The organism is Cupriavidus sp. FW216-B1, assembly GCF_058789195.1.
In genome coordinates this window covers 518648-541661 of record NZ_JBYTEL010000002.1, presented here as the reverse complement: position 1 = coordinate 541661, position 23014 = coordinate 518648, and the positions used below count along the sequence as shown (strand labels likewise).

At 70.7% G+C, this 23014-nt stretch carries 21 protein-coding genes and 1 tRNA gene; 6 read left to right on the top strand and 16 right to left on the bottom strand.

Annotated elements, in window-relative coordinates:
* Positions 1 to 8: 8 nt before the first annotated feature.
* From leuE to gloB, 12 genes are all read right to left on the bottom strand, one after another.
* Positions 9 to 686: a leucine efflux protein LeuE gene (gene leuE, locus AC3WXD_RS09515; RefSeq protein ID WP_020202879.1), complete on the bottom strand. Its 678-nt coding sequence runs from the start codon at positions 684 to 686 to the stop codon at positions 9 to 11.
* An 82-nt stretch (positions 687 to 768) separates the two neighbouring features.
* On the bottom strand, positions 769 to 1905 hold the full coding sequence (gene carA / locus AC3WXD_RS09510; protein ID WP_029043581.1) for a glutamine-hydrolyzing carbamoyl-phosphate synthase small subunit: 1137 nt from the start codon (positions 1903 to 1905) through the stop codon (positions 769 to 771).
* A gap of 342 nt (positions 1906 to 2247) precedes the next feature.
* Positions 2248 to 2655 (bottom strand): RidA family protein, encoded by a 408-nt coding sequence (locus tag AC3WXD_RS09505; protein WP_492323578.1) that lies wholly within the window; start codon positions 2653 to 2655, stop codon positions 2248 to 2250.
* A 101-nt stretch (positions 2656 to 2756) separates the two neighbouring features.
* Positions 2757 to 3230, bottom strand: a complete 474-nt coding sequence (locus AC3WXD_RS09500; RefSeq protein ID WP_454731776.1) for an acyl-CoA thioesterase — start codon at positions 3228 to 3230, stop codon at positions 2757 to 2759.
* Complete coding sequence (locus AC3WXD_RS09495) at positions 3227 to 4903, bottom strand: AMP-binding protein (RefSeq protein WP_492323577.1); 1677 nt, start codon at positions 4901 to 4903, stop codon at positions 3227 to 3229. The genes AC3WXD_RS09500 and AC3WXD_RS09495 overlap by 4 nt, the downstream gene beginning before the upstream one ends.
* Before the next feature lie 63 nt (positions 4904 to 4966).
* Positions 4967 to 6130 (bottom strand): acyl-CoA dehydrogenase family protein, encoded by a 1164-nt coding sequence (locus AC3WXD_RS09490; RefSeq protein ID WP_492323576.1) that lies wholly within the window; start codon positions 6128 to 6130, stop codon positions 4967 to 4969.
* Positions 6131 to 6169: 39 nt separating this feature from the next.
* Positions 6170 to 7021 carry an enoyl-CoA hydratase family protein gene (locus tag AC3WXD_RS09485; protein WP_020202873.1) on the bottom strand — a complete coding sequence of 284 codons (852 nt, stop codon included), beginning with the start codon at positions 7019 to 7021 and terminating at the stop codon, positions 6170 to 6172.
* 61 nt (positions 7022 to 7082) lie between these two features.
* Positions 7083 to 7883 (bottom strand): SDR family NAD(P)-dependent oxidoreductase, encoded by an 801-nt coding sequence (locus tag AC3WXD_RS09480; protein ID WP_043366525.1) that lies wholly within the window; start codon positions 7881 to 7883, stop codon positions 7083 to 7085.
* 2 nt (positions 7884 to 7885) lie between these two features.
* Complete coding sequence (locus tag AC3WXD_RS09475) at positions 7886 to 10324, bottom strand: bifunctional salicylyl-CoA 5-hydroxylase/oxidoreductase (protein ID WP_492323575.1); 2439 nt, start codon at positions 10322 to 10324, stop codon at positions 7886 to 7888.
* A gap of 228 nt (positions 10325 to 10552) precedes the next feature.
* Positions 10553 to 12481, bottom strand: coding sequence for a propionate--CoA ligase (locus AC3WXD_RS09470; RefSeq protein WP_269432173.1), 1929 nt, complete (start codon positions 12479 to 12481; stop codon positions 10553 to 10555).
* A gap of 190 nt (positions 12482 to 12671) precedes the next feature.
* Complete coding sequence (locus AC3WXD_RS09465) at positions 12672 to 14381, bottom strand: transglycosylase SLT domain-containing protein (protein ID WP_492323574.1); 1710 nt, start codon at positions 14379 to 14381, stop codon at positions 12672 to 12674.
* Positions 14382 to 14542: 161 nt separating this feature from the next.
* Complete coding sequence (gene gloB / locus AC3WXD_RS09460) at positions 14543 to 15346, bottom strand: hydroxyacylglutathione hydrolase (protein WP_492323573.1); 804 nt, start codon at positions 15344 to 15346, stop codon at positions 14543 to 14545.
* A gap of 10 nt (positions 15347 to 15356) precedes the next feature.
* Here gloB and AC3WXD_RS09455 point away from each other — a divergent pair, with 10 nt between their 5' ends.
* The 5 genes from AC3WXD_RS09455 to AC3WXD_RS09435 all read left to right on the top strand — a co-directional run bounded on the left by AC3WXD_RS09455 (position 15357) and on the right by AC3WXD_RS09435 (position 18246).
* Entirely contained in the window at positions 15357 to 16145 is a 789-nt protein-coding gene (locus AC3WXD_RS09455; protein WP_029044380.1) for a class I SAM-dependent methyltransferase, read from the top strand.
* Positions 16146 to 16230: 85 nt separating this feature from the next.
* On the top strand, positions 16231 to 16671 hold the full coding sequence (gene rnhA / locus AC3WXD_RS09450; protein ID WP_029044381.1) for a ribonuclease HI: 441 nt from the start codon (positions 16231 to 16233) through the stop codon (positions 16669 to 16671).
* A gap of 50 nt (positions 16672 to 16721) precedes the next feature.
* Positions 16722 to 17453 carry a DNA polymerase III subunit epsilon gene (gene dnaQ, locus AC3WXD_RS09445; protein ID WP_492323572.1) on the top strand — a complete coding sequence of 244 codons (732 nt, stop codon included), beginning with the start codon at positions 16722 to 16724 and terminating at the stop codon, positions 17451 to 17453.
* A gap of 155 nt (positions 17454 to 17608) precedes the next feature.
* Positions 17609 to 17683, top strand: a tRNA-Val gene (locus tag AC3WXD_RS09440).
* Positions 17684 to 17922: 239 nt separating this feature from the next.
* Positions 17923 to 18246 carry a hypothetical protein gene (locus tag AC3WXD_RS09435; RefSeq protein WP_155888383.1) on the top strand — a complete coding sequence of 108 codons (324 nt, stop codon included), beginning with the start codon at positions 17923 to 17925 and terminating at the stop codon, positions 18244 to 18246.
* 30 nt (positions 18247 to 18276) lie between these two features.
* Here AC3WXD_RS09435 and AC3WXD_RS09430 read toward each other — a convergent pair whose 3' ends face one another.
* From AC3WXD_RS09430 to AC3WXD_RS09415, 4 genes are all read right to left on the bottom strand, one after another.
* On the bottom strand, positions 18277 to 19392 hold the full coding sequence (locus AC3WXD_RS09430; protein ID WP_020206649.1) for an NADH:flavin oxidoreductase/NADH oxidase: 1116 nt from the start codon (positions 19390 to 19392) through the stop codon (positions 18277 to 18279).
* 124 nt (positions 19393 to 19516) lie between these two features.
* Positions 19517 to 20140, bottom strand: coding sequence for a TetR/AcrR family transcriptional regulator (locus AC3WXD_RS09425; protein WP_492323571.1), 624 nt, complete (start codon positions 20138 to 20140; stop codon positions 19517 to 19519).
* Between the two features lie 135 nt (positions 20141 to 20275).
* Positions 20276 to 21274 carry a lipopolysaccharide heptosyltransferase I gene (gene waaC / locus AC3WXD_RS09420; RefSeq protein ID WP_492323570.1) on the bottom strand — a complete coding sequence of 333 codons (999 nt, stop codon included), beginning with the start codon at positions 21272 to 21274 and terminating at the stop codon, positions 20276 to 20278.
* Positions 21275 to 21375: 101 nt separating this feature from the next.
* Positions 21376 to 21981, bottom strand: coding sequence for a cysteine hydrolase family protein (locus AC3WXD_RS09415; RefSeq protein WP_492323569.1), 606 nt, complete (start codon positions 21979 to 21981; stop codon positions 21376 to 21378).
* 145 nt (positions 21982 to 22126) lie between these two features.
* Here AC3WXD_RS09415 and AC3WXD_RS09410 point away from each other — a divergent pair, with 145 nt between their 5' ends.
* Entirely contained in the window at positions 22127 to 22999 is an 873-nt protein-coding gene (locus tag AC3WXD_RS09410; RefSeq protein WP_492323568.1) for a LysR family transcriptional regulator, read from the top strand.
* Positions 23000 to 23014: the final 15 nt, after the last annotated feature.

The following is a 23014-nucleotide window of genomic DNA, read 5'->3' as shown; positions in this document are numbered from 1 at the left end:
GATTCGATTCAGTTCAGGGTGGCCGTGGCCAGCTTCGCGCCGAAGCCGATGAACATGGCGCCCACCCCGCTGGCCATGCCCGCCGACAGGCGCCGGCGGCGGCGGAACATCTCCGCCAGCCTGGCGCCGGCGAAGATGATCGAGGTGAGGTAGGCGAAGCTGAACACCTGGCACACCAGCCCCAGCACCGCGAACGACAGCGCCGGATGGCCGAACTGCGGATCGACGAACTGGATGAAGAAGGAGATGAAGAACAGGATCGCCTTGGGATTGAGCAGGCTCACCACCAGCGCCTTGCGGAACGGGTTGGCGCGGTCCGCCGGCGCGGCCGCGGGCGCCTCGCGCCCGGCCTCGGCGCCGCGCTGCGACCAGCTGCGCAGCGCGCCGCGCAGCATCTGCAGGCCGATCCAGCCCAGGTAGGCCGCGCCGATGTACTTCACCACGTAGAACAGCGCCGGGCTGGCCTGTAGCAGCGAGGCCACGCCCGCCGCCGACAGCACCATCAGGACCGCGTCGCCCAGGAACACCCCGCAGGCGCCCTTGTAGCCCGCGCGCACGCCGCGCTGGGCGGCGACCGACAGCACGTACATCGAGTTCGGCCCCGGCAGCAGCACGATGAAGATCGTGCCGAGCACATAGGTCCAGAAATCGGTGATGCCGAGCGTGGCGTGCATGAAGGCGTTCATGGGGGGTTCCTGCTGGTTCCTGGGTCTTGCTGTCTTCGTTTCTTCTTCGGTTCTGCTTCGTTGCCGGTCCGTTGCGCCGCGCTTACTTGCGCGCGTCCGCCATCATCTTGGTGAAGCGGTCGAACAGGTAAGCCACGTCGTGCGGGCCGGGCGAGGCTTCCGGGTGGCCCTGGAAGCAGAACGCCGGCTTGTCGGTCAGCGCGAAGCCCTGCAGCGAGCCGTCGAACAGCGACACGTGCGTGGTGCGCACGTTGGCCGGCAGCGTGGCGGCATCCACGGCGAAGCCGTGGTTCTGCGAGGTGATCACCACGCGGCCGTCGTCCAGGTCCTTGACCGGGTGGTTGGCGCCGTGGTGGCCGAACTTCATCTTGAGCGTCTTCGCGCCCACGGCCAGGGCCATGATCTGGTGGCCCAGGCAGATGCCGAACGTGGGAATGCCGCGCGCGATGAACTCGCGCGTGGCGGCGATGGCGTAGTCGCACGGCTCCGGGTCGCCCGGGCCGTTGGACAGGAAGATGCCGTCCGGGTTGAGCGCCAGCGCGTCGGCCGCGCTGGCCTGGGCCGGCAGCACCGTCACCTTGCAGCCGCGCTGGGCCAGCATGCGCAGGATGTTGAACTTGACGCCGTAGTCATAGGCGACCACGTGGAACTGCGGCTGCTCCTGCTTGCCGTAGCCGGCGCCGAGCTTCCACTCGGACTGGGTCCATTCGTACGGCTCCCTGGCCGACACCACCTTGGCCAGGTCCATGCCGGCCAGGCCGGGGAACGAGCGGGCCAGGTCGATGGCCTTCTGCACATTGTCCTCGCCGGCCAGGATGCAGCCGTTCTGGGCACCCTTCTCGCGCAGGATGCGGGTCAGCTTGCGGGTATCGATGCCGGCGATCGCCACCACCTTTTCCTGCTTGAGGTAGTGCGCGAGCGTGTGCTCCTTGCGGAAGCTGGAGGCCAGAATCGGCAGATCCTTGATGATCAGGCCGGCGGCATGGACTTTCGTTGCCTCGACATCCTCACCGTTGACGCCGTAATTGCCGATATGCGGATACGTCAGCGTGACGATCTGCCGCGAATAGCTCGGGTCGGTAAGGATTTCCTGGTATCCGGTGATGGCGGTGTTGAACACCACTTCGCCAATCGTATGACCGGAAGCGCCGATGGAATAGCCACGAAAGACCGTGCCGTCTGCAAGCGCGAGAATGGCGGACGGAAAAGACGGTAACACGGGTAGGCTCCTGCTGGATTCACCCCGTGACCGACCTGCTCAACGCCTCTTGCCCCGTTGTCCGGCTTGGCAGCAGGCATGGCGCCGGAGGCGCCGCCTGTTGCCCGGACCGTTCGCCAGGCGCTCGAAACGCCACACGAAAACATGGGGCGGAGCCAGGGCGAAATGGGGGCGGCGGAAGGTGGAATTCGGTAGGCGCTAGGGTGAGGGGTTCTGAAAGCGAAACTTTCGGATTATACCCTGCCGCGCCCATTTTCTCAAGTTATCAAGGACTTGCGGACCGCACGGCGGCGTGCGGGCCACCCGGCCTGCGGCCGCACGCCGCGGCGTGCGGCGCGGGGTTCATGCCGGCGGCACCACTGCCGTCACCTCGATCTCCACCTTGGCGCGCGCTTCCACGAGGTCGGACACCTCCACCGCCGTCATGGCCGGGAAATGGCGGCCGATGGTGGCGCGGTAATGCTCGCCGATGGCGCGGTAGGCGCCCACGTAGGCCGCCTTGTCCTTCACATACCAGGTCATGCGCACGATGTGCTCCGGGCGCGCCCCGCCCTCGGCCAGCACCGCCACCACGTTGCGCAGCGCCTGCCCGGCCTGTTCCGCGAAATCGTCGGTCTCGAACTCGCACCTGCCGTTCCAGCCGATCTGGCCGCCGACGAACAGCAGCCGGCTGCCCACGCGCATCTCCGTCATCACGCCGTTGGCATAGCCGCGCGGCAGCGCCCAGTCTGGTGGTTGCAGAATCTTCATGATCGGTTTCCCCGTCGTTCTTGTGATGTTGAATTCCATGTTTTCCGATGCGGCCCCGTACAGCCCGATGCGTCCCGATGCAGCCCGGGCTGGCGCGGCGCTCAGCCGCCGTCCTCGCCGCGCGGGCCGTCGGCAGGCATACCGCCGGCCTCGCCCGGCGGCGCCAGGAAGCGCGCCATCGCCGCGTGCACCGCGGGCGGCAGCGCGCGCGGCGCCAGCCTGCCGGCATCGACGCACACCAGCCGCTGCGCGATCTCCAGCCGCGCGTCGCCGGCCGGCCCGCGAAAGCGCACCAGCAGCGAAAAACTGCTGCGCCCGAGATGCGTCACGCGCAGCTCGCGCGTGAGCACCTCGCCGAGCCGGCTCGGCGCCATGAAGCGGCACGACAGCGCCGCGGTCGGCACGCCGGCCCCGCCGGCGCCGTGCATCTCGCCGAAGGGCCAGCCCAGCGCCTCGCGGAACCAGTCCTCGACGAGGTCGTTGAGCATCTCGAAGTAGCGCGGGAAGAACACGATGCCGGCGGCATCGCAATCCTTGAAGCGCACGCGCCGCGTGCCGGCGAAGACCTCGCTCACGGCTGCCCCGCCCCGCCGTCCGCCGCCGCCTGCTGCTCGGCCATCTGCCGCAGGCGGAAGCGCTGCAGCTTGCCGGTCTCGGTGCGCGGCAGCGCGTCGACGAAGATCACGCGGCGCGGATACTTGTACGGCGCGATCTCCGCCTTGACGTAGGCCTGCAGCGCCGCGCGCGTGTCCTCGCCCGCCGGCACGCCGGGGCGCAGCACCACGTAGGCCGCCACCACCTGCCCGCGCTCGGCGTCGGCCATGCCGACCACGCCGCATTCGGCCACCGCCGCGTGGCGCATCAGCACGCTCTCCACCTCGGGGCCGGCGATGTTGTAGCCCGCCGAGACGATCATGTCGTCCGAGCGCGCCTGGTAGAAGTAATAGCCGTCGGCATCCGCCATGAAGGTGTCGCCGGGCAGGTTCCAGCCGTCCTTCACGTAGGCCGCCTGGCGCGGGTCGTCCAGGTAGCGGCAGCCGGTGGGCCCGCGCACCGCGAGTCTGCCGACCGTGCCCGGCGGCACCGGCTGCATGGCCTCGTCGACGATGCGCGCCACGTAGCCCGGCACCACCTTGCCGATCGCGCCGGGCCGCACGTCCGCGCCGGCGCTGGAGATGAAGATGTGCATCATCTCGGTGCCGCCGATGCCGTCGGTCATCTCGATGCCGGTGGCGGCCTTCCAGCTCTGGCGCGTGGCGTCGGGCAGCGCCTCGCCGGCCGACACGCTCTTCTTCAGGCTGGCGATGTCGTAGCCCGGCGCCAGCGCCGCCATCTGGCGGTAGAAGGTCGGCGCGGTGAAGACGATGGTGGCGCGCCACGACTGGATCAGCGCCAGCAGACTCTCCGGCGTGAGCCGCTCGGCCAGCACGGTGGAGGCGCCCGCGCGCAGCGGGAAGCACAGCATGCCGCCCAGGCCGAAGGTGAAGGCCAGCGGCGGCGTGCCGCAGAAGATGTCGTCCGGGCCCGGCTTGAGCACGTGGCGCGGGAACAGGTCGCACATGGCGATCACGTCGCGGTGGAAATGCACGGTGCCCTTGGGCTGGCCCGTGGTGCCGCTGGTGAAGGCGATCAGGCAGATGTCGTCGGCGGCGGTGTCGCAGGCCGCGTAGGCGTCCGGCTTGCCGGCGATGGCCGCCTCCAGCGCGTCGGCGCCGCTGCCGTTGAAGTAGCGCACCTGCGCGAGGCCCGGGCAGTGCTGCGCGCCGCCGGGCGCGAGGTTGGCGTCGAGCTCGTCGCGCAGGCGCGCGTCGCACAGCGCCGCGCCGACCTGGGCGCGGTCGATGACCTGCTTGAGTTCCTTGGCGCGCAGCAGCGGCATGGTCGGCACCGCGATCAGGCCGGCCTTGACCACCGCCAGCCAGCTCGCCGCCATCATCAGGTTGTTGGGCCCGCGCAGCAGCACGCGGTTGCCGGGCACCAGCTTCATGTCGCTGGTCAGCACGTGGGCGATGCGGTTGGACAGCGCGGCCAGCTCCGCGTAGGTGACCGCGTGCCGCGCGCCGTCCTGCTCGTAGCGGATCGCCACGCGCGCGCCACGCCCCTCGCGCACGTGGCGCTCGACCAGCTCCAGCGCGCAGTTCAAGCGCGGCGGATATTGCGTGTCTTCGTTGAACAGCAGCTCGGGCCACTGCTCCGGGGGCGGCAGCCGGTCGCGCGCAAAGGTATCGAGGTGGGCTGTGCTAGCCATGATTGTCTCCGCTTCCTTCATTCTGATGATGCTGGTAAGGGTCTTGCCGCGCTGTCCGCCGCGCTAGCCGCGCTGCTGCGCCAGCGTCTCGCGCGCGATGATGAGCTTCTGCACCTCGGTGGCGCCTTCGTAGATGCGCAGCGAGCGGATCTCGCGGTACAGGCTTTCCACGCGCGTGCCGACCTTGACGCCGAGCCCGCCGAACATCTGCACGGCGCGGTCGATCACCTGCTGCGCGTTCTCGGTGGCCACCATCTTGGCCATCGCCGCCTCGCGCGTGGTGCGCACGCCGGCCACGTCGCGCAGCCACGCCGCGCGGTAGGTCAGCAGCGCCGCCGAGTCGATCGCGGTGGCCATGTCGCCGAGCGCGGCCTGCGTCAGTTGCAGGTCGGCCAGCACGCCGCCGAACATCGGCCGCGTGCTGGCGCGCGCGAGCGCCTCGTCCAGCGCGGCGCGGCCGAAGCCGAGCGCCGCGGCGGCCACCGAGGCGCGGAAGATGTCCAGCGTCATCATCGCCACCTTGAAGCCCTGCCCCACCTCGCCCAGGCGCGCGCCGGCCGGCACGCGGCAGCGGTCGAAGCGCAGCGTGGCCAGCGGGTGCGGCGCCATCACGTCGATGCGCTCGGCAATCGTCAGCCCGGGCGTGTCGGCGTCGACCACGAAGGCCGAGATGCCGCGTGCGCCGGGCGCCTCGCCGGTGCGCGCGAACACGCAGTAGAAATCGGCGATGCCGCCGTTGGAGATCCAGGTCTTGGCGCCGTCGAGCACGTAGTCGTCGCCGTCGCGCGCGGCGCGGCACTGCATGGCCGCCACGTCGGAGCCGGCATCGGGCTCGGACAGCGCGAACGCGGCGATGGCCTCGCCGCGCGCCACGCGCGGCAGGTAGCGCTCGCGCACGGCCTCGCTGCCGGCCAGCGAGATCGCGCCGCTGCCCAGCCCCTGCATGGCGAAGGCGAAGTCGGCCAGGCCGTCGTGGCGGGCCAGCGTCTCGCGCAGCAGGCACAGCGAGCGCGAATCCAGCTTGTCGAGCGCGCCGCCGTAGGCGGCCGGCACGCAATAGCGCAGCCAGCCGGCCGCGCCGAGCTGGCGCACCAGCGCGCGGCAGGCGGCGTCGGTGTCGCGGTGGTCGACCGCGAGCGAGGCCGCGGCCCAGGCGTCGAGGCGCTGCTCCAGCGCGCGGTGCGCGTCGTCGAAGAACGGCAGCGAGAGATAACTCTTGTCGGACATGGCGTGGGATTTCCTCTGGTTCGGCGTTGCGCGCAAGATTCAGTCGCCTTCGAACACCGGGCGCGCCTTGGCCACGAAGGCGTCGTAGGCGCGGCGGAAGTCGCGCGTCTGCATGCAGATGGCCTGCGCCTCGGCCTCGGCCTCGATGGCTTCGTCCAGGCCCATGTTCCATTCCTGGTGCAGCAGCTTCTTGGTCACGCCGTGCGCGAACGTGGGACCGGCGGCGATCTGCGCGGCCAGCGCCTGCGCGTCGGCCAGCAGCGTGCCGGGCGCGTGCAGCGCGTTGAAGAAGCCCCATTGCAGGCCCTCTTCCGCGCTCATCGCGCGGCCGGTGTAGAGCAGCTCGCCGGCGCGGCCCTGGCCGATCACGCGCGGCAGCAGCGAGCACGCGCCCATGTCGGCGCCGGCCAGGCCCACGCGCACGAACAGGAAGGCGGTCCTGGCCTGCGCCGTGCCCAGCCGCATGTCGGAGGCCAGCGCCATCATCGCGCCGGCGCCGGCGCAGATGCCGTCGACGGCGCTGATGACCGGCTGCGGGCACGCGCGCATGGCCTTGATCAGGTCGCCGGTCATGCGCGTGAAGTCGAGCAGTTCGGGCATGGTCATGCGCGTGAGCGGGCCGATGATCTCGTGCACGTCGCCGCCCGAGCAGAAATTGCCGCCGGCGCCGGTGACGACCACGGCCTTGATGTCGCTGGCATGGCACAGGCCGCGGAACAGGTCGCGCAGCTCGGCGTAGGAATCGAAGGTCAGCGGGTTCTTGCGCTCGGGGCGGTTCAGCGTCACGGTGCCGACCTTGCCGTCGGCCGAGACCGACCACAGGAAGTGCCTGGGCTGGTAGCCGGCGAAGCTGCGCTTGTGGTGGCGCATGTCCAGTGCGATTTCGCTCATCTCGTCTCTCTCGCTTGCGGGTGTTCGTTGGATTGCGTGGGTCGTGTCCCGGCGCGCGCGGCTAGCCGGCCATGACTTCGCCGCCGGCCACCGGCACCGCCTGCCCGGTGATGGCGCCGGCAGTCGGCTGGCACAGCCACGCCACCGCGTCGGCCACTTCCTCGGGCTGGACCAGCCGGCCCTGCGGGTTGCCCTTCGCCAGCTCGGCGCGCGCCTCGGCTTCGCCGCGGCCGGTCTTGCGCACGATGTTGGCCACCGCGTCGCGCACGATGTCGGTCTCGGTGTAGCCGGGGCAGACCGCGTTGACGGTCACGCCGCCGCGCGCGGTCTCCAGCGCCAGCGCGCGCGTGAGCCCGATCACGCCGTGCTTGGCCGCGCAGTAGGCGCTGACGTAGCCGTAGCCGGCCAGCCCGGCGGTGCTGGCCACGTTGACGATGCGGCCCCAGCCGTTTTCCAGCATGCCGGGCAGCGCCGCCTGCGTGCACAGGAAGGTGCCGGTCAGGTTGACTTCGAGCATGCCCTGCCACAACGCCAGATCGGTCTTCAGGAACGGCGCGCTGCGCGCCTGCCCGGCGTTGTTGACGAGGATGTCGATGCGCCCCGCGCGCGCGGCCGCCGCGGCGAAGGCCGCCGCCACGCTGTCGGCGCTGGCGACGTCCGCGCTCACCGTGCCGAGCGTGGCCGGCGGCACCACCGCGTCGGCCAGCGCGTCGGCGGTGGCGGCCAGCGTGGCGGCGTCGCGCCCGAGCAGCGTGACGCTGGCGCCGTGCGCGAGCAGCCGCCGCGCGATCGCCGCGCCGATGCCGCGGCCGCCGCCGGTGACCAGCGCGTGCCGGCCCTGCAATGCAAGTTGTGCCGCCATGTTCAACGTTCCTCCGCTTGCCGCGCATGCCGCGCCGCCGCTTGTATCGCCCGCGCCGCCTGCGCCGCCTGCTGTTGCGCCATCTGCGCGGCGCGCTCCAGATTGGTTTCGAACTGGCGCTTGCCGGCCTGGTATTGCTTCGGCCACGCCAGCTCGCGGTGGCCGATGCGCGCCGCCTCGTGGAGGGTCCAGGCCGGGTCCGCCAGGTGCGGGCGCGCGATCGCGCACAGGTCGGCGCGCCCGGCGGCGATGATGCTGTCGACGTGGTCGGCCTCGAAGATCGCGCCCACGGCAATGGTGGCGATGCCGGCCTCGTTGCGGATGCGGTCGGCGAACGGCGTCTGGTACATGCGGCCGTACACCGGCGCCTGGTCCGGGCTGACCTGGCCGGACGAGCAGTCGATCATGTCGGCGCCGGCAGCCTTGAACGCGCGCGCGATCCCGACCGCGTCGTCGGGCGTGATGCCGCCCTCGACCCAGTCGTGCGCCGAGATGCGCACCGACATCGGCTTGTCCTGCGGCCACGCGGCGCGCACCGCGGCGAACACCTCGAGCGGATAGCGCAGCCGCGCGGCCAGCGTGCCGCCGTATTCGTCGGCGCGCCGGTTGGTCAGCGGCGAGATGAAGCTCGACAGCAGGTAGCCGTGCGCGCAGTGCAGCTCCAGCCAGTCGAAGCCGGCTTCGGCGGCGCGCCGCGCGGCGGCGGTGAAATCGTCGCGCACGCGGTCCATGTCGGCGCGCGTCATCTCGCGCGGCACCTGCGAGACGCCGGGCAGGTAGGGCAGCGGCGAAGCCGACAGCAGCGGCCAGTTGCCGCCGGCAAGCGGATAGTCCATCTGCTCCCAGCCGAGCTGGGTCGAGCCCTTGCGCCCGGCGTGGCCGAGCTGCATGGCGATGCGCGCGTCGCTGCTGGCGTGCACCAGGTCCACGACGCGGCGCCAGGCGTCGCGCTGGGTGTCGTTCCACAAGCCCGGGCAGCCCGGCGTGATGCGCGCGTCCGGGGAAGTGCAGGTCATCTCCGCCACCACCATCGCCGCGCCGCCGAGCGCGCGCGCGCCGAGATGCGCCAGGTGGAAATCGCCCGGCACGCCGTCCACGCACGAGTACATCGCCATCGGCGACACCACCACGCGGTTCTTCAGCGTCACGCCGCGCACGCGGAACGGCGTGAACATCGGCGGCACGGGATGCGCGGCGGGCACTGCAGGCGCGGCGCCGCCGGCATGCGCCGCGGCCTGCCCGGCCAGCCAGCGCTCGAAGCCTGCCACGTAGGCCGCGTCGCGCACGCGCAGGTTCTCGTGCGAGATGCGCTGTGAGCGCGTCAGCAGCGAGTAGGCGAACTGCTCCGGGGCCATGCCGGCGTAGCGCTCGACGTTCTCGAACCACTCGGTGGAATTGCGCGCGGCGTTCTGGATCTTGAGCACCTCCACGCTGCGGCTGGCCTGGTAGCGCTCCAGCGCCCGCGGCAGCGCGGCGGCGCCGACATCGCCCGCATCGCCAGCGGCGCGGATGTTGTCGGCCAGCTCGATGGCGTCTTCCAGCGCCAGCTTGGTGCCCGAGCCGATCGAGAAATGCGCGGTGTGCGCGGCATCGCCCATCAGCACCACCGGCACGCGGCGGCCGTCGGCCAGCGTGTTCCAGTGCACCCAGGTCTGGCAGATCACGCGCGGGAAGCGGATCCAGCTGGCCGAGCCGCGCAGGTGGGTGGCGTTGCTGATCAGGCGGTGGCCGTCGAGATGGCGCGCGAACAGGCGCTCACAGAAGGCCACGCCTTCTTCCTGGCTCATCTGCTCGATGCCCGCGGCGCGCCACACCGGCTCCGGCGCCTCCACGATGAAGGTGGAGGTGCTGTCGTCGAAGCGGTAGGCGTGGGCCTGGAACCAGCCGTGCCCGGTCTTCTCGAAGGCGAAGGTGAAGGCGTCGAACAGCTTGTGCGTGCCGAGCCAGACGAAGCGGCAGCGGCGCGTGTCGATGTCGGGCCGGAAGGTGTCGGCATAGCGCGTGCGCACGCGGCTGTTGATGCCGTCCGAGGCGATCACGAGGTCGGCCCGGTACTGCTGCGCGAGCGCCTGGTCGTCGGCCGCGTCGGTCTCGAACACGAGATGCACGCCGAGCGCCTCGCAGCGCGCCTGCAGGATGTTGAGCAGGCGCTTGCGGCCGATGCCGATGAAGCCGTGCCCGCCGGAGCGGATGGTGCGCCCGCCGATGTGGACGTCGATGTCGTCCCAGTGATTGAACGCCGCGTCGATCTCGCGCGCGCTGACCGGATCGGCCTGCCGCAGGTTGTCCAGCGTGGCGTCGGAGAACACCACGCCCCAGCCGAAGGTATCGTAGGGGCGGTTGCGCTCGACCACCCAGACTTCGCTGGCTGGGTCCCGCAGCTTGGTCAGCAGGCCGAAATACAGCCCCGCCGGGCCGCCGCCGATACACAGCACTCGCATCTTCCGTCTCCTGCGTGCCGGCCCGGGAATGCCGCCGGCCGGCGAACTCGGCACATGCGATGCGCGACCGCGCATCTAGATCATGCCTAAATATTTTATGCCTAAAATATTAGCCCGCATGCCGGCGCCTGGCAAGCACAATCTCTGCGGCGGCGCAGCGGCGCCGCCGTCATCTCCGGCCGGGGCGCGGCATTCGCCGCCCCGCCCCGGCCAGCCCTTCCGTCCGCCTCAGCCCTGCATCGCCGCCTGCAACTGCGCCAGCGCGCTCGGGTCCTCGATGGTGGTGAGGTCGCCCGCGTCGCGCCCCTCGGCCACGGCCTGCATGGCGCGCCGCAGCAGCTTGCCGGAGCGGGTCTTGGGCAGCGCGCCCACGAAGAACACCCGCGCCGGGCGCGCCACCGCGCCAAGCTGCTGGTCCACGGTCTTCATCAGGTCGCCCTCGAAGGCCAGGCGGTCGGCCTGGGTGGCCGTGCGGCTGGCGTCGCGCGCGATCACGAAGGCCATCGCCACCTGGCCCTTGAGCGCGTCGTGCACGCCCACCACCGCCACCTCGGCCACCGCCGCGTGCGAGGAAATGCTCTCCTCGATCTCGCGCGTGCCGAGCCGGTGGCCGGCCACGTTGATGACGTCGTCGGTGCGCCCGAGGATGAAGATGTAGCCGTCCTCGTCCTGCACGCCCCAGTCGAACGTGGAATAGCAGCGGCGCCCCGGCACGCCGGTCCAGTAGGTCTTGACGAAGCGCTCGTCGTCGCCCCACACGGTGGTCATGCAGCCCGGCGGCAGCGGGCCGTCGATGGCCACCACGCCCTTCTGCCCGGGCGGGCATTCGGCGCCGGTGTTCTCGTCGACGATCTTCAGGCCGTAGCCGTACACCGGCACGCCCGGCGAGCCCAGCTTGGGCGGCAGCGGCTCGACGCCGCGCTGGATGGCGATGATCGGCCAGCCGGTCTCGGTCTGCCAGTAGTTGTCCACCACCGGCTTGCCGATGCCCTGCTGGATCCAGCTCGCGGTGGGCTCGTCGAGCGGCTCGCCGGCCAGGAACAGCAGCCGCAGGCTGGACAGGTCGTAGCGCGTGAGCCAGGCCGGGTCCTGCTTCTTGAGCACGCGGATGGCGGTGGGCGCGCTGAACATCAGGTTCACGCGGTACTGCTCCACCAGTTGCCACAGGATGCCGCCGTCCGGGCGCACCGGCGTGCCCTCGTACATCAGCGTGGTCATGCCGGCCAGCAGCGGGCCGTAGATGATGTAGCTGTGCCCGACCACCCAGCCGATGTCCGAGCTGGAAAACATGGTGTCGCCGGCTTTGCCGCAGAAGATGTATTCCATCGACGCGGCCAGCGCCACGGCGTAGCCGCCGGTATCGCGCTGCACGCCCTTGGGCTTGCCGGTGGTGCCGGAGGTATAGAGCACATAGGACGGCTCGTTCGATTCCAGCCACGTGCACGGCACCCGCGCCGCGCCCACGCGTTCGCGCCAGGCGGCGTAGTCCTCGTCGCGGCCCGCGGCCAGCGTCATCGGCGCCAGCTGGCGGTCCACCAGCAGCACGCGCTCGGGCTTGTGCGCGGCCAGCTCCAGCGCCGCGTCCAGCAGCGGCTTGTAGGGCACCACCTTGCCCGCGCGCGAGCCGGCATCGGCGCTGATGACCACGCGCGGCCGCGCGTCGTCGATGCGCGCGGCCAGGCTGACCGAGGCGAAGCCGCCGAACACCACCGAATGGATCGCGCCGATGCGCACGCAGGCCAGCATGGCGAACGCGGCCTCGGGAATCATCGGCATGTAGATCAGCACGCGGTCGCCCTTGACCACGCCCATCTGCTGCAGGATCGCCGCCATGCGGTTGACCTCGTCGTGCAGCTCCGCGTAGCTGTAGCTGCGGTGCTCGCCGGTCTCGGTGGACACGTAGATCAGCGCCGGCTGGGCCGCGCGCTCCGCCAGGTGGCGGTCCACGGCGTTGTGGCAGAGATTGGTGCGCCCGCCCACGAACCAGCGGGTGAATGGCGCGCGGCTGTCGTCCAGCACGGTGTCGAACGGGGTCTCCCATTCGATGCGGCGGGCCTGTTCGGCCCAGAAACCGGCGGGATCGCTCAGCGACCGGGCGTGAAAGGCACGGGTTGCCGTCATGGCTTGTCTCCTCCGCTTTGTCGCGGGTTGTGTGATGTCTTGCCGGCGGGCTCGATCGACGAATTCGCGATGCAAAGCACTAGTTTGCCACCACCGGCGGCGCTTGCAGTCTGGCCATGCCGCCTTACGCAAGACTTACCGGCCGCCGCGCGGCAAACAAAAAGGGCGTGCCTGCGCGGCACGCCCTTGATATAGCGCAAACCCGGTGCGGGCCAGGCCCGCGCCCTCAGCGCGTGTGCGCCTTGCCCGAGGCCTTGGCCGGGCCCGCCGTCCGGGCGGCGGGCTTGGCGGCGGCGCCCTTGGTCGTCGCCACCGCTGCCACCGCCGGCGCGGCCTTGGCGGACGATGCCCGCGCCGGCGCCTTGGCCGCCACGGCCGCGCCCTTGCGCGGCACCGCCTGCACCTCCACGCGCTGGCGCGCGCCGCGGCCGCCCTTGCCGGACGCCGACGCGCGCACCGGCTCGACCGCGCGCACCGGCACCAGCGCCGACGCGGTCGACGGCAGCGCCGGCGCGCTGGCGAAGCGGCTCGCCGCCGGCACCATCACCACCAGGCTCTGCCCCGCCACCAGCTTGGTGCCGGACAGCTTGTTCCAGGACTGCACCTGGCCCGCCGACACGCCATAGCGGCGCGCCACCGTGGCCACCGTGTCGCGCCGCCCGGCGCGCACCACGATGCGGCGCGCGTCCGGCACGTCCGGCTCCACCGCCATCATGGCGCTCTCGGCCAGCGTGGCGCTGATGTCCTGGTTGTGCTCGCCCGAGCGCGGCACCACCACCGTGGAGCCGGCCTTGAGCCGCATGCCCTTGGGAATGCGGTTGATGTCGCGGATGGTGTCGGCGTCGATGTTCAGCCGCGCCGCCAGCGACTCGATGCGCTCGCGGTTGTCCACCGTCACCGCGGTCCAGCTCGACAGCCCGCCCCGGTAGGTGTTGAGGTTGTACTGGAAGCGCTCGGCGTTGTCGAAGGGCAGCAGGATCTGCGGGTTGGCCGCGCCCAGGATCACCGGCCGGTTGAACGACGGGTTGAGCGCCTTGAACTCGTCGAGCGGCAGGTTGGCCAGCTTGGCCGCCAGCGTGACGTCGATGTCGCGCGAGGTCGTCACCGTGACGAAGTACGGGTGGTCCGGGATGTCCGGCAGCTTGACCCCGTACGACTGCGGGTTGGCGATGATGTTCTTGACCGCCTGCAGCTTGGGCACGTAGTAGCGCGTCTCGTTGGGCATGCTCAGGCTGGCGTAGTCGGTCGGCAGCCCGCGCGCCTGGTTGCGCGCGATGGCGCGCGAGACCGCGCCCTCGCCCCAGTTGTAGGCGGCCAGCGCCAGTTGCCAGTCGCCGAACATGTCGTACAGCCGGGCAAGGTAGTCGAGCGCGGCGTCGGTGGAGGCCAGCACGTCGCGCCGCTCGTCGCGGAACATGTTCTGCTTGAGGTTGTAGGTCTTGCCGGTGCTCGGGATGAACTGCCACATGCCGGCGGCCTTGGCGGTGGACTCGGCCTGCGGGTTGAACGCGCTCTCCACGAACGGCAGCAGCGCCAGCTCGGTGGGCATCTTGCGCCGCTCCAGCTCCTCGACGATGTGATACAGGTAGCGGCTCGAGCGCCCCACCATCCGCTCCATGTAGTCCGGCCGCTGCGCGTACCACTGCGTGCGGTCGTCGACCAGCGTGCCTTCCAGGTCGGGCATGGCGAAGCCGCGGCGGATGCGGCCCCAGATGTCGTTCGACGGGCCGCGCAGCCAGTCGAGGCTGTCGCTGTCGACGTTGATGACGGAAGCGCTGTTGATCGAGTTGAGCGGATCGGGCTTCGAGACAGCCGGTCTGGTTGCGGAGGCGGTCGCGGTGCCGCCGTCGGCGGCTTCAGGCGGCGTTGGCGTGCTGGCGCACGCTGCTAGCAGCGTGGCACACGCAAATACCGCCAGTAATCGACCAATTTTCATTAAGTTCTCAAATCGTGACGCTAAAAATTTGCCTGATGCTAAAAAAATCCGGCTTTCGCGTCAATGAAATTCTCCCCGCCGCCGCGGCCGGCAGGCCGGCGCGGCGGGCAATGGATGCGGCAGGCGCAGGCCAGGCAAAGGCTGGCGGGCGCCGCGCGCAATCAGCGGAAATTGTCCTTCCAGCCGCGCAGCGCGCCGAAGGCCGCCGCGTCGTCGCCGGCGGGACCGCCCGCGTGGGCGGCCACCGCCCGGCGCACGCCGGGCTCGCGCGAGCGCAGGAACGGATTGACCTCGCGCTCCTGCGCCACCGTGGTCGGCACGGTCGGCGTGCCGGCCGCGCGCAGCGCCTCCACGCGCGCCTCCCACGCCGCCAGCGCGGCATTGTCCGGCTCCACCGCGCGGGCAAAGCGGACGTTGCTGCGAGTGTACTCGTGCGCGCAGTAGACGCGCGTGTCTCCCGGCAGCGCGGCCAGCTTGTCGAGCGAGGCCAGCATCTGCGCCGGCGTGCCCTCGAACAGGCGCCCGCAGCCGCTGGCGAACAGCGTGTCGCCGCAGAACACCGCGCGGCCCGCGCCCGGCAGGTCGGCCACGTAGGCGACGTGGCCGGCGGTGTGGCCCGGCACGTCCAGCACGCGCAACCGCATGGCGGGATGGGCCACGTCCACCGTGTCGCCCTCGCGCACGGCCACGGTACGCCCGCCGATGCGCTCGCCGGCCGGCCCGATCACCGGCAGCGGCGCGCCGTCCGGCGCCGCCGGGTGTGCCGCCAGCAGCTCCGCCACGCCGCCCTGGTGATCGCCGTGGTGGTGGGTGATTACAATAGCGCCCAGGGCCAGCCCGTGGCGCGCCAGGTAAGCCTCCACCGGCGCAGCCTCGCCCGGGTCCACCACGGCGGCGCAGTGACCGTCGTGGATCGCCCAGATATAGTTATCCTGGAATGCGGGAATCGGCTCCACCTTCAACATGCGTGCTCCTATGTCCAAGCGTCCGATTATAAGTTGGGAAGACTGGCTTGCCTCGCCACCCGGGCAGTACATGCTGCAATGGGAGCAGACCCAGTACGACCGGACCGTCACGGACATCTTCGGCTACCACGCCGTGCAGCTCGGCCTGCCCCACATCGACACCCTGCGCGAGAACCGCATGCCGTTCTCCGCACTCGCGCTCGCGCCCGGCAGCGGCCCCCACGGCCCGCGCGCCCAGGCCGACGCGCGCCAGTTGCTGTGCCGCTTCGACGAACTGCCGTTCGAGACGCAAAGCATCGATCTCGTCACCCTGCCGCACGTGCTGGAATTCTCCGAAGACCCGCACGAAGTGCTGCGCGAGGTCTCCCGCGTGCTCATGCCCGAAGGCCGCGTGGTCGTCACCTGCTTCAACCCGATGAGCCTGTGGGGCGCGCGCCAGGGCCTCAAGCGGCTCGGCGCCGACCCGTTCCTGCCGCACGACAGCCAGTCGATCGGCTTCGTGCGCATCAAGGACTGGCTCAAGCTGCTCGGATTCGATATCATCCGCGGCCGCTTCGGCTGCTATTGTCCGCCCTATCGCACCGAGCGCTGGCTGCAGCGCGCCGCCTTCATGGAAAAGGCCGGCGACCGCTGGTGGCCGATCTTCGGCTCCGTCTACATGATCTCGGCGGTCAAGCGCGTGCGCAACATCCGCCTGGTCGGCCCCGCGTGGAAGACCAAGCCCGCGCTGTCGCCGGTCGCCGCGCCGGTGGCCACGCCCACCGGCACCCACGGCAAGTCGCCCGGCGACGAGCACTGAACGCCACCGACTCTTTACCGAACAACCCGGCGGGCGCCGCCACAGGCCGCCCGCCCCAGCAGCGAACTCCATGTCAAGCAACGAAATCGAAGACGTCATCATCTACTCGGACGGCGCCTGCAAGGGCAATCCCGGCCGCGGCGGCTGGGGCGCCGTGCTGGTCGCCGGCAGCAACGAAAAGGAACTGTTCGGCGGCGAGCACAACACCACCAACAACCGCATGGAGATGACCGCCGTCATCGAAGCGCTGCGCGCGCTCAAGCGGCCCTGCCGCGTGGCGGTCTACACCGACTCGCAATACGTGCAGAAAGGCATCGGCGAATGGCTGCCCGGCTGGAAGGCGCGCGGCTGGAAGACCGCCGACAAGAAGCCGGTCAAGAACGCCGACCTCTGGCAGGAAATGGACAAGCTCGCCCAGGGCCACGACATCTCCTGGCACTGGGTGCGCGGCCACAACGGCCACCCCGGCAACGAACGCGCCGACGCCCTCGCCAACCGCGGCGTGGCCTCACTCAAGCAACAGTAACCCACGCGGCGGCGGCCGGCCGCCGCGCCCCACCGGTTAGAATGCCCGCCATGCGACAGATCGTACTCGACACCGAAACCACCGGCCTCAACGCCGCCGGCGGCGACCGCCTGATTGAAATCGGCTGCGTGGAGCTGCTCAACCGCCGCCTCACGGGCCGCCACCTGCACTTCTACGTCCACCCCGAGCGCAACATCGACGAAGGCGCGATCGCCGTGCACGGCATCACGCTCGAATTCCTGGCCGACAAGCCCAAGTTCGCCGAGGTCGCCCTCGAGATCCGCGACTTCATCCAGGACGCCGAGCTGATCATCCACAACGCGCCGTTCGACCTTGGCTTCCTCGACATGGAATTCAAGCTGGTCGGCCTGCCGCCGTTCCGCGAACACGCCGGCAGCGTGATCGACACCCTGCGCGAAGCCCGCCAGATGTTCCCCGGCAAGCGCAACTCGCTCGACGCGCTGTGCGACCGCCTCGGCGTCAGCAACGCGCACCGCACGCTGCACGGCGCACTGCTCGACGCGGAACTGCTGGCCGAGGTCTACCTCGCCATGACGCGCGGCCAGAACTCGCTGGTGATCGACATGCTCGAAGGCGGCGGCGAGGAAAGCGGCGCGGTGGCCGCCGCCGACCTCTCCCGCCTGGCCCTGCCCGTGCTGATGGCCAGCGACGAGGAAATCGAAGCCCACCTCGGCGTGCTCAAGCAGCTCGACAAGGCCAGCGGCGGCAAGGTGGTCTGGAAGGAACCGCCGCCCGAAACCGATGCCGCCCAGGCCGCGTAGACCGGCATGGGGCGCTCCACGCAAGGGCAGCGGCAGCCCCGTGGATGTGCCGCACCACTTTTTTGAAGAAATTTCCAAGAAAGGGCTTTACAAGATACAGAGGTGCCGGCATAATTTCGTTTCTCTGCAGCACGGCAGCAACAACGCAGCAGCAGGGGTGGTTAGCTCAGCGGTAGAGCACTGCCTTCACACGGCAGGGGTCACAGGTTCAATCCCTGTACCACCCACCAGAATTCGGTGAAGAACGAAGGACTTGAGGCGACAGCCCAAGTCCTTTTTTCTTTGGTGCGTCTCCGGTGCGCCGCGCGCATGCGCAAGTCAATGGCCCGTGGCATTGCCGCGCCGCCGCCCGCCTGTCTTTCCAGAAATCCCCCACCCCCGGTTCAGATTTTTCCGCCTGAATCCGCCCGCCACCTGCCGTAAATCTGGAACCGTCGCGCCGAAGGCGCATGCATGACGACGATCCGGAATGAAAAAAACATCTCGATGGATGCTCGCGGCCAGATGGCTGCTGACGCTGCTCCTCGGCTTTGTCAGCCTCCTGATGATCGCCGAGCTTTGGGGCAGCGCTTTTCCGCCGGACCAGGCCGGCGGCGTGCTCGGCCCGGTGAGCGCGCTCCACGCCCACCGCTCGCGCGAGCATTATTTCGCCGCCTGCGCGATCATCCTGGCCGCGGCCCTGTCGGCGTTGTGGGCGCTGTGGGCCACGCGGCGCGACCTGTGGCTGCGCTGCCTGGCCGGCGCGCCCGTCCTGACGATCTGGATACTGTCGTTCCTCAACAGCCTGGACTGAACGCGCATGCCGGCCAGCAACACCACCTCGTCAACGCTGCCCGAAGCTCGCATCGATGAACAAGTCCTTGTACTCGCGCGGCTGCGAGCGCCAGTACTGCTTGGGCGCGTGCACCTGCGCGCCGAGCTTGGCGGCGGCATGCCACGGCCAGCGCGGGTCGTAGAGCATGGCGCGCGCCAGCGACACGGCGTCGGCCTCGCCGTTGGCGATGATGGCTTCGGCCTGCTCGGGTTCGGTGATCAGGCCCACGGCGATGGTGGGCAGACCCACTTCGGCCTTGACCCGCTGGGCGTAGGGCACCTGGTAGCCCGGCCCGAGCTTGATGGCCTGCGCCGGCGAGACGCCGCCGGTGGTGACGTGGATGGCCGCGCAGCCGCGCGCCTTGAGTACCTTGGACAGCGCCACCGTGCCTTCGATGTCCCAGCCGCCCGGCACCCAGTCGGTGGCGGAGATGCGCGCCCACACGGGCTTGTCGGCCGGGAACGCGGCGCGCACCGCGTCGAACACTTCGACCGGGAAGCGCATGCGGTTTTCGAGGCTGCCGCCGTATTCGTCGTCGCGCTTGTTGGCCAGCGGCGAGAGGAACTGGTGCAGCAGGTAGCCGTGCGCGGCGTGGATCTCGATGCCGTCGAGGCCCAGGCGCGCGGCGCGCTTCGCCGCGGCGACGAAGTCGTCGCGGACCTTGTCCATGCCGGCGCGGTCGAGCGCGTGCGGCGGGTCTTCGCCTTCGGCGTGCGGCACGGCGGAGGGCGCCACCGTCTTCCAGCCGCGCGGCTGGTCGGGGCGGATCTGCAGGCCGCCGTCCCACGGCGCGTGGCTGGAGGCCTTGCGCCCGGCGTGGGCGAGCTGGATGGCGATGGCGATCGGCGCGTGCGCGCGGGCGGCGGCGAGCACCTTGCCCAGCGCGGCTTCGTTGGCGTCCGAGTAGAGGCCGAGGTCCTGCGGCGTGATGCGCCCTTCCGGCGAGACCGCGGAGGCTTCGATGATCAGCAGCCCCGCGCCGGAGATGGCGAGCTGGCCGAGGTGAATCATGTGCCAGTCGCCGGCGGAGCCGTCCTCGGCCGAGTACTGGCACATGGGCGCGATGGTGATGCGGTTTTCAAGCCGCAGGTTGCCGATGGAGAGCGGCTGGAAGAGTTGACTCATGGGATGGGGTCCTTGTGGTCTGGGGCATGCACGGTGCTCGCGTGCGGGAATGCCGACCATTCTAGGACGCCTGCGCGTTTCGCGCCGGACGCGGCAACGGGTCTTGCCGCAACGGGTCCTGCCGCTATTGCGGGCGCTGCCCGCCATCCGCGGCCGGCAGCGGCGGCAGCCCCAGCAGGCCGAGCGTCGGGCTGACCGCGCCTTCGAGCAGCACGCGCCGCGGCTCGATCCGCGCCAGCACGCGCAGGCCCAGCAGCACGGCCAGCAGGTGCGTGGCGGCGGCTTCGGGCGGCAGCGCCGGCGGGATCTCGCCGCTGCCCTGCCCCGCCGCCATGCAGCGCCGGAAGAACGCGCGCATCTGGTCCAGCTCGGCGACGATGGCGGCCTGCAGGTCCTCGTCGTCGGGCGTCGATTCCACCGCGGCGTTGACCAGCATGCAGCCGCGATGCTGCTGGTCCGAGAGCGAGCGCTCGATCACCTCGGACATGAAGGCCGTGATGGCCGCGCCCGGCGGCAGCACGGATTCGACGCGGCGCATGCGCTCGTGCAGCGTGCGGGTGAGGTAGTGGTCCAGCGCGCGCCGGTAGAGGCCGCGCTTGTCGCCGAAGGCGTTGTAGAGGCTGGGTTGCGTCAGGCCCGTGAGCCGGACCAGGTCGCGCATGGAGGTGGCTTCGAAGCCCCGGGCCCAGAAAGCGTCTCCCGCGGCTTCCAGCACCTGCCGTTCATCGAATTCGCGGGGTCGCGCCATGAGGGTTCCTTGCCGTTTGCGTCGTCTGCTGCATTCGCCCCAAGAAATGGTCGTTTCCCGGCAGCCGGTACGGATCGATTATATATCGGACGATACACAACGCAAGCGCGGGGCCGGCGCGGCCCGGGCAAGCGCTCAGGCCGTGTGCGCGGCGCCTACCTGACGGCTGCGCTCGCCCGCGGTGACATGATCGATGGCGTCGAGCACTTCCGCGACTTCCGGCACCACGCCTTTCGCGCCCACGGAGACGGACTGGCCCGGCGTATTGATGCCGAAATGCTGGCTGTCCGTCACCGTGAACAACATCACCGAAGGCTTGCCGAGCGCGTCGGCGAGATGGACGAAGCCGGTATCGGTGCCGACCACCAGCGCGGCGGCATCGACGCGCTGCGCGCATTCGGTGATGGTCATGCGCGGCAGCACTTCCGCGCCCGGGATCTCGGCGGCCAGCGCCTCGGATTCCGCGCGCTCGGCCGGCGAGCCCCACGGCAACTGGATCCTGTAGCCGCGCGCCGTCAGCTCCCTGCCGACCGCGATCCAGCGCTGCGCCGGCCATTTCTTGGCTTCGACCGAGGTGGCATGGAACAGCATCGCGCGCGGCTGGCCGTCGGCGTTGAGCGGCGTGGCCGGCGCCGGCACGCGCAGGGCGTAGTGCTCGGCCGGCTCGATCGGGTAGCCGAGCGCGTTGGCCACCACCATGCGCATCTTGTAGCGGGCCGTGGCGTCGCCGTGCGGCCCGAAGATCTGGGTGTAGGCGAACACGGCGCGCGCCTCGCCGAGATACTCGGCGGCGTAGCCGAGCCGGCGGCCCGAGCGCGCCAGCCACGCCACGATGGCGCTCTTGTAGACGCCGTGCACGTCCACCACCACGTCGTACTTTTCCCGGCGCAGTTGCCACAGCGCGCCGATGATGGCGCGCAGGTCGGCCCAGCTGCGCGACTTCTTGAAACCCCGCAGCGGCGGCGCGATCACGCGGTCCACGCCCACCGCCCAGCGCGGGATGTCCGCGCAGGAGGCGTCCGCCACCCAGTCGATCTTGGCCTCGGGATAGGCGCGGCGCAGGTCGGACACCAACGGCAACGTGTGGACCATGTCACCCAGCGAGGTGATCTTGATGACGAGAATGCGTTTCATGGGGCGGTCGGAATGGCTGAGGAATGGGGCCGGAGGGGGGCCGGCGAGGCCGTAGTATGCACCAGCCCGCCCCGCCGGCGCACCTCCGCCGCCCGCGCGCTTCAGTCCCAGGCCGCCGGGCCGGCCACCACGGTGGCGAAGCGGTCGTGCAGCGCGGCCAGCGCCGCGCGGTGGACCTCGGCCGCCGCCAGCGGCGCGCCGCCGAGCGGATCGGGCAGGTCGCGCGTGGCGCAGGCCGCGGCGACCACGGTGCTGCGATAGCCGTGGTCGAGCGCCGAGCGCACCGTGGCGCTGATGCACATATGGGTCTGGAAGCCGCCCACGATCAGCTCCTTGCGGCCAAGCTGCGCGAGCAGCGCGGCCAGCGTGGTGCCGGCGAAGCTGTTGGGCAGCCCCTTGGCCACGGTGTGCTCGCCGTCGCGCGCCTCGAGGCCTTCGATCAGCGCGGCATAAGGGCCTTCCGGGTCGAACGCGCCGCCGCTGCCGGCGCGGCCGTGATGCACCACGTGCACCACCGGGCTGCCGTGGCGGCGCGCGAGCGCCAGCAGTTCGGCGCAGGCCGCGACGGCGGCGGGCATGCCGGCCAGCGGCAGCTTGCCGTCCACGTATTCGCGCTGGTGGTCGACCAGCACCAGCGTGGCTGCCTGCCAGGCCGAAGGGGCGCGGCTGGCGCCGGCGAGGTCGAGCAGGGTGAAGGGTGCGGGCATGGTGGCTCCTTTTGATGTGGCCGCGCCGGCAGTCCGGTCGCGACGGGGTCCGGGCGGCTTGCCGGTGCCGCCGGGATGGTCGGTGTGCAGGCGATGATAGGGCGCGCTATGCTGTCCGGCAATTCTCAATCCGCTCACATCCGCCGTGCAAAAACGTTCACTGCATTGGGACGACCTGCTGACCTTGTCCACGCTGATCCGCACCGGCAACTACTCGGCCTGCGCGCGCGAGCTGGGCGTGACGCACGCCACCGCGATCCGCCGCGTGCGGCGGCTGGAAAGCGCTCTCGGCAAGCCGGTGGCCACGCGCACCGACGGCGCCTTCGCGCTTTCGGCCGCCGGCCGCGCGGCGCTGGCGGCGGCGCAGCAGATGGAGCATTCGGCCGAGCGCCTGCTGCGCGCGGTGGAGGACGCCGGCGCCGGCGTCTCGGGGGTGGTCGGCATTGCCTGCACGGCGGCGCTCGGCAGCCATTTCCTCACGCCGCGGCTGGCGGCGCTGTACCGCGCGCATCCGCAGCTCGAAGTCAGGCTGGAGACCGACAACCGCGTGGCCAGCCTGGCGCGGCGGCGCGCGCACATCGCGGTGCGGCTGGCGCGCCCGCAGGAGAGCGACGTGATCGCGCAGCGCGCGGGCAGCATGGGCTACGGCCTCTATGCGCCGACGCGGCCGCCGGGCAGCGGACCGTGGCCGGAGGAAGCCCTGGCGGCGGCGCCGCTGTGCGGCCTGCTCGACGAAGGGCTGGCGCTGCCGGAATCGGAATGGACGCGCCGCGCCGGCGCGCGCGCCGGCTTCCAGTCCAACAACATGCTGGCCGTGCACGAGGCGGTCTGCGGCGGGCTCGGCATCGGGCTGCTGCCGCACCATCTGGCGCGCGACGACGCGCGGCTGGAACTGGTGCGCGACGTGCCCGAAGTGGTCAGGGAAATCTGGCTGGCCTATCCGCGCGAGTTCCGCGGCGCGTCGCGCTTCCGGCCGGTGATCGACTGGCTGGCGCGCGCGCTCGCGGAATGTCCGTGAGCGCCACGCCGGCAC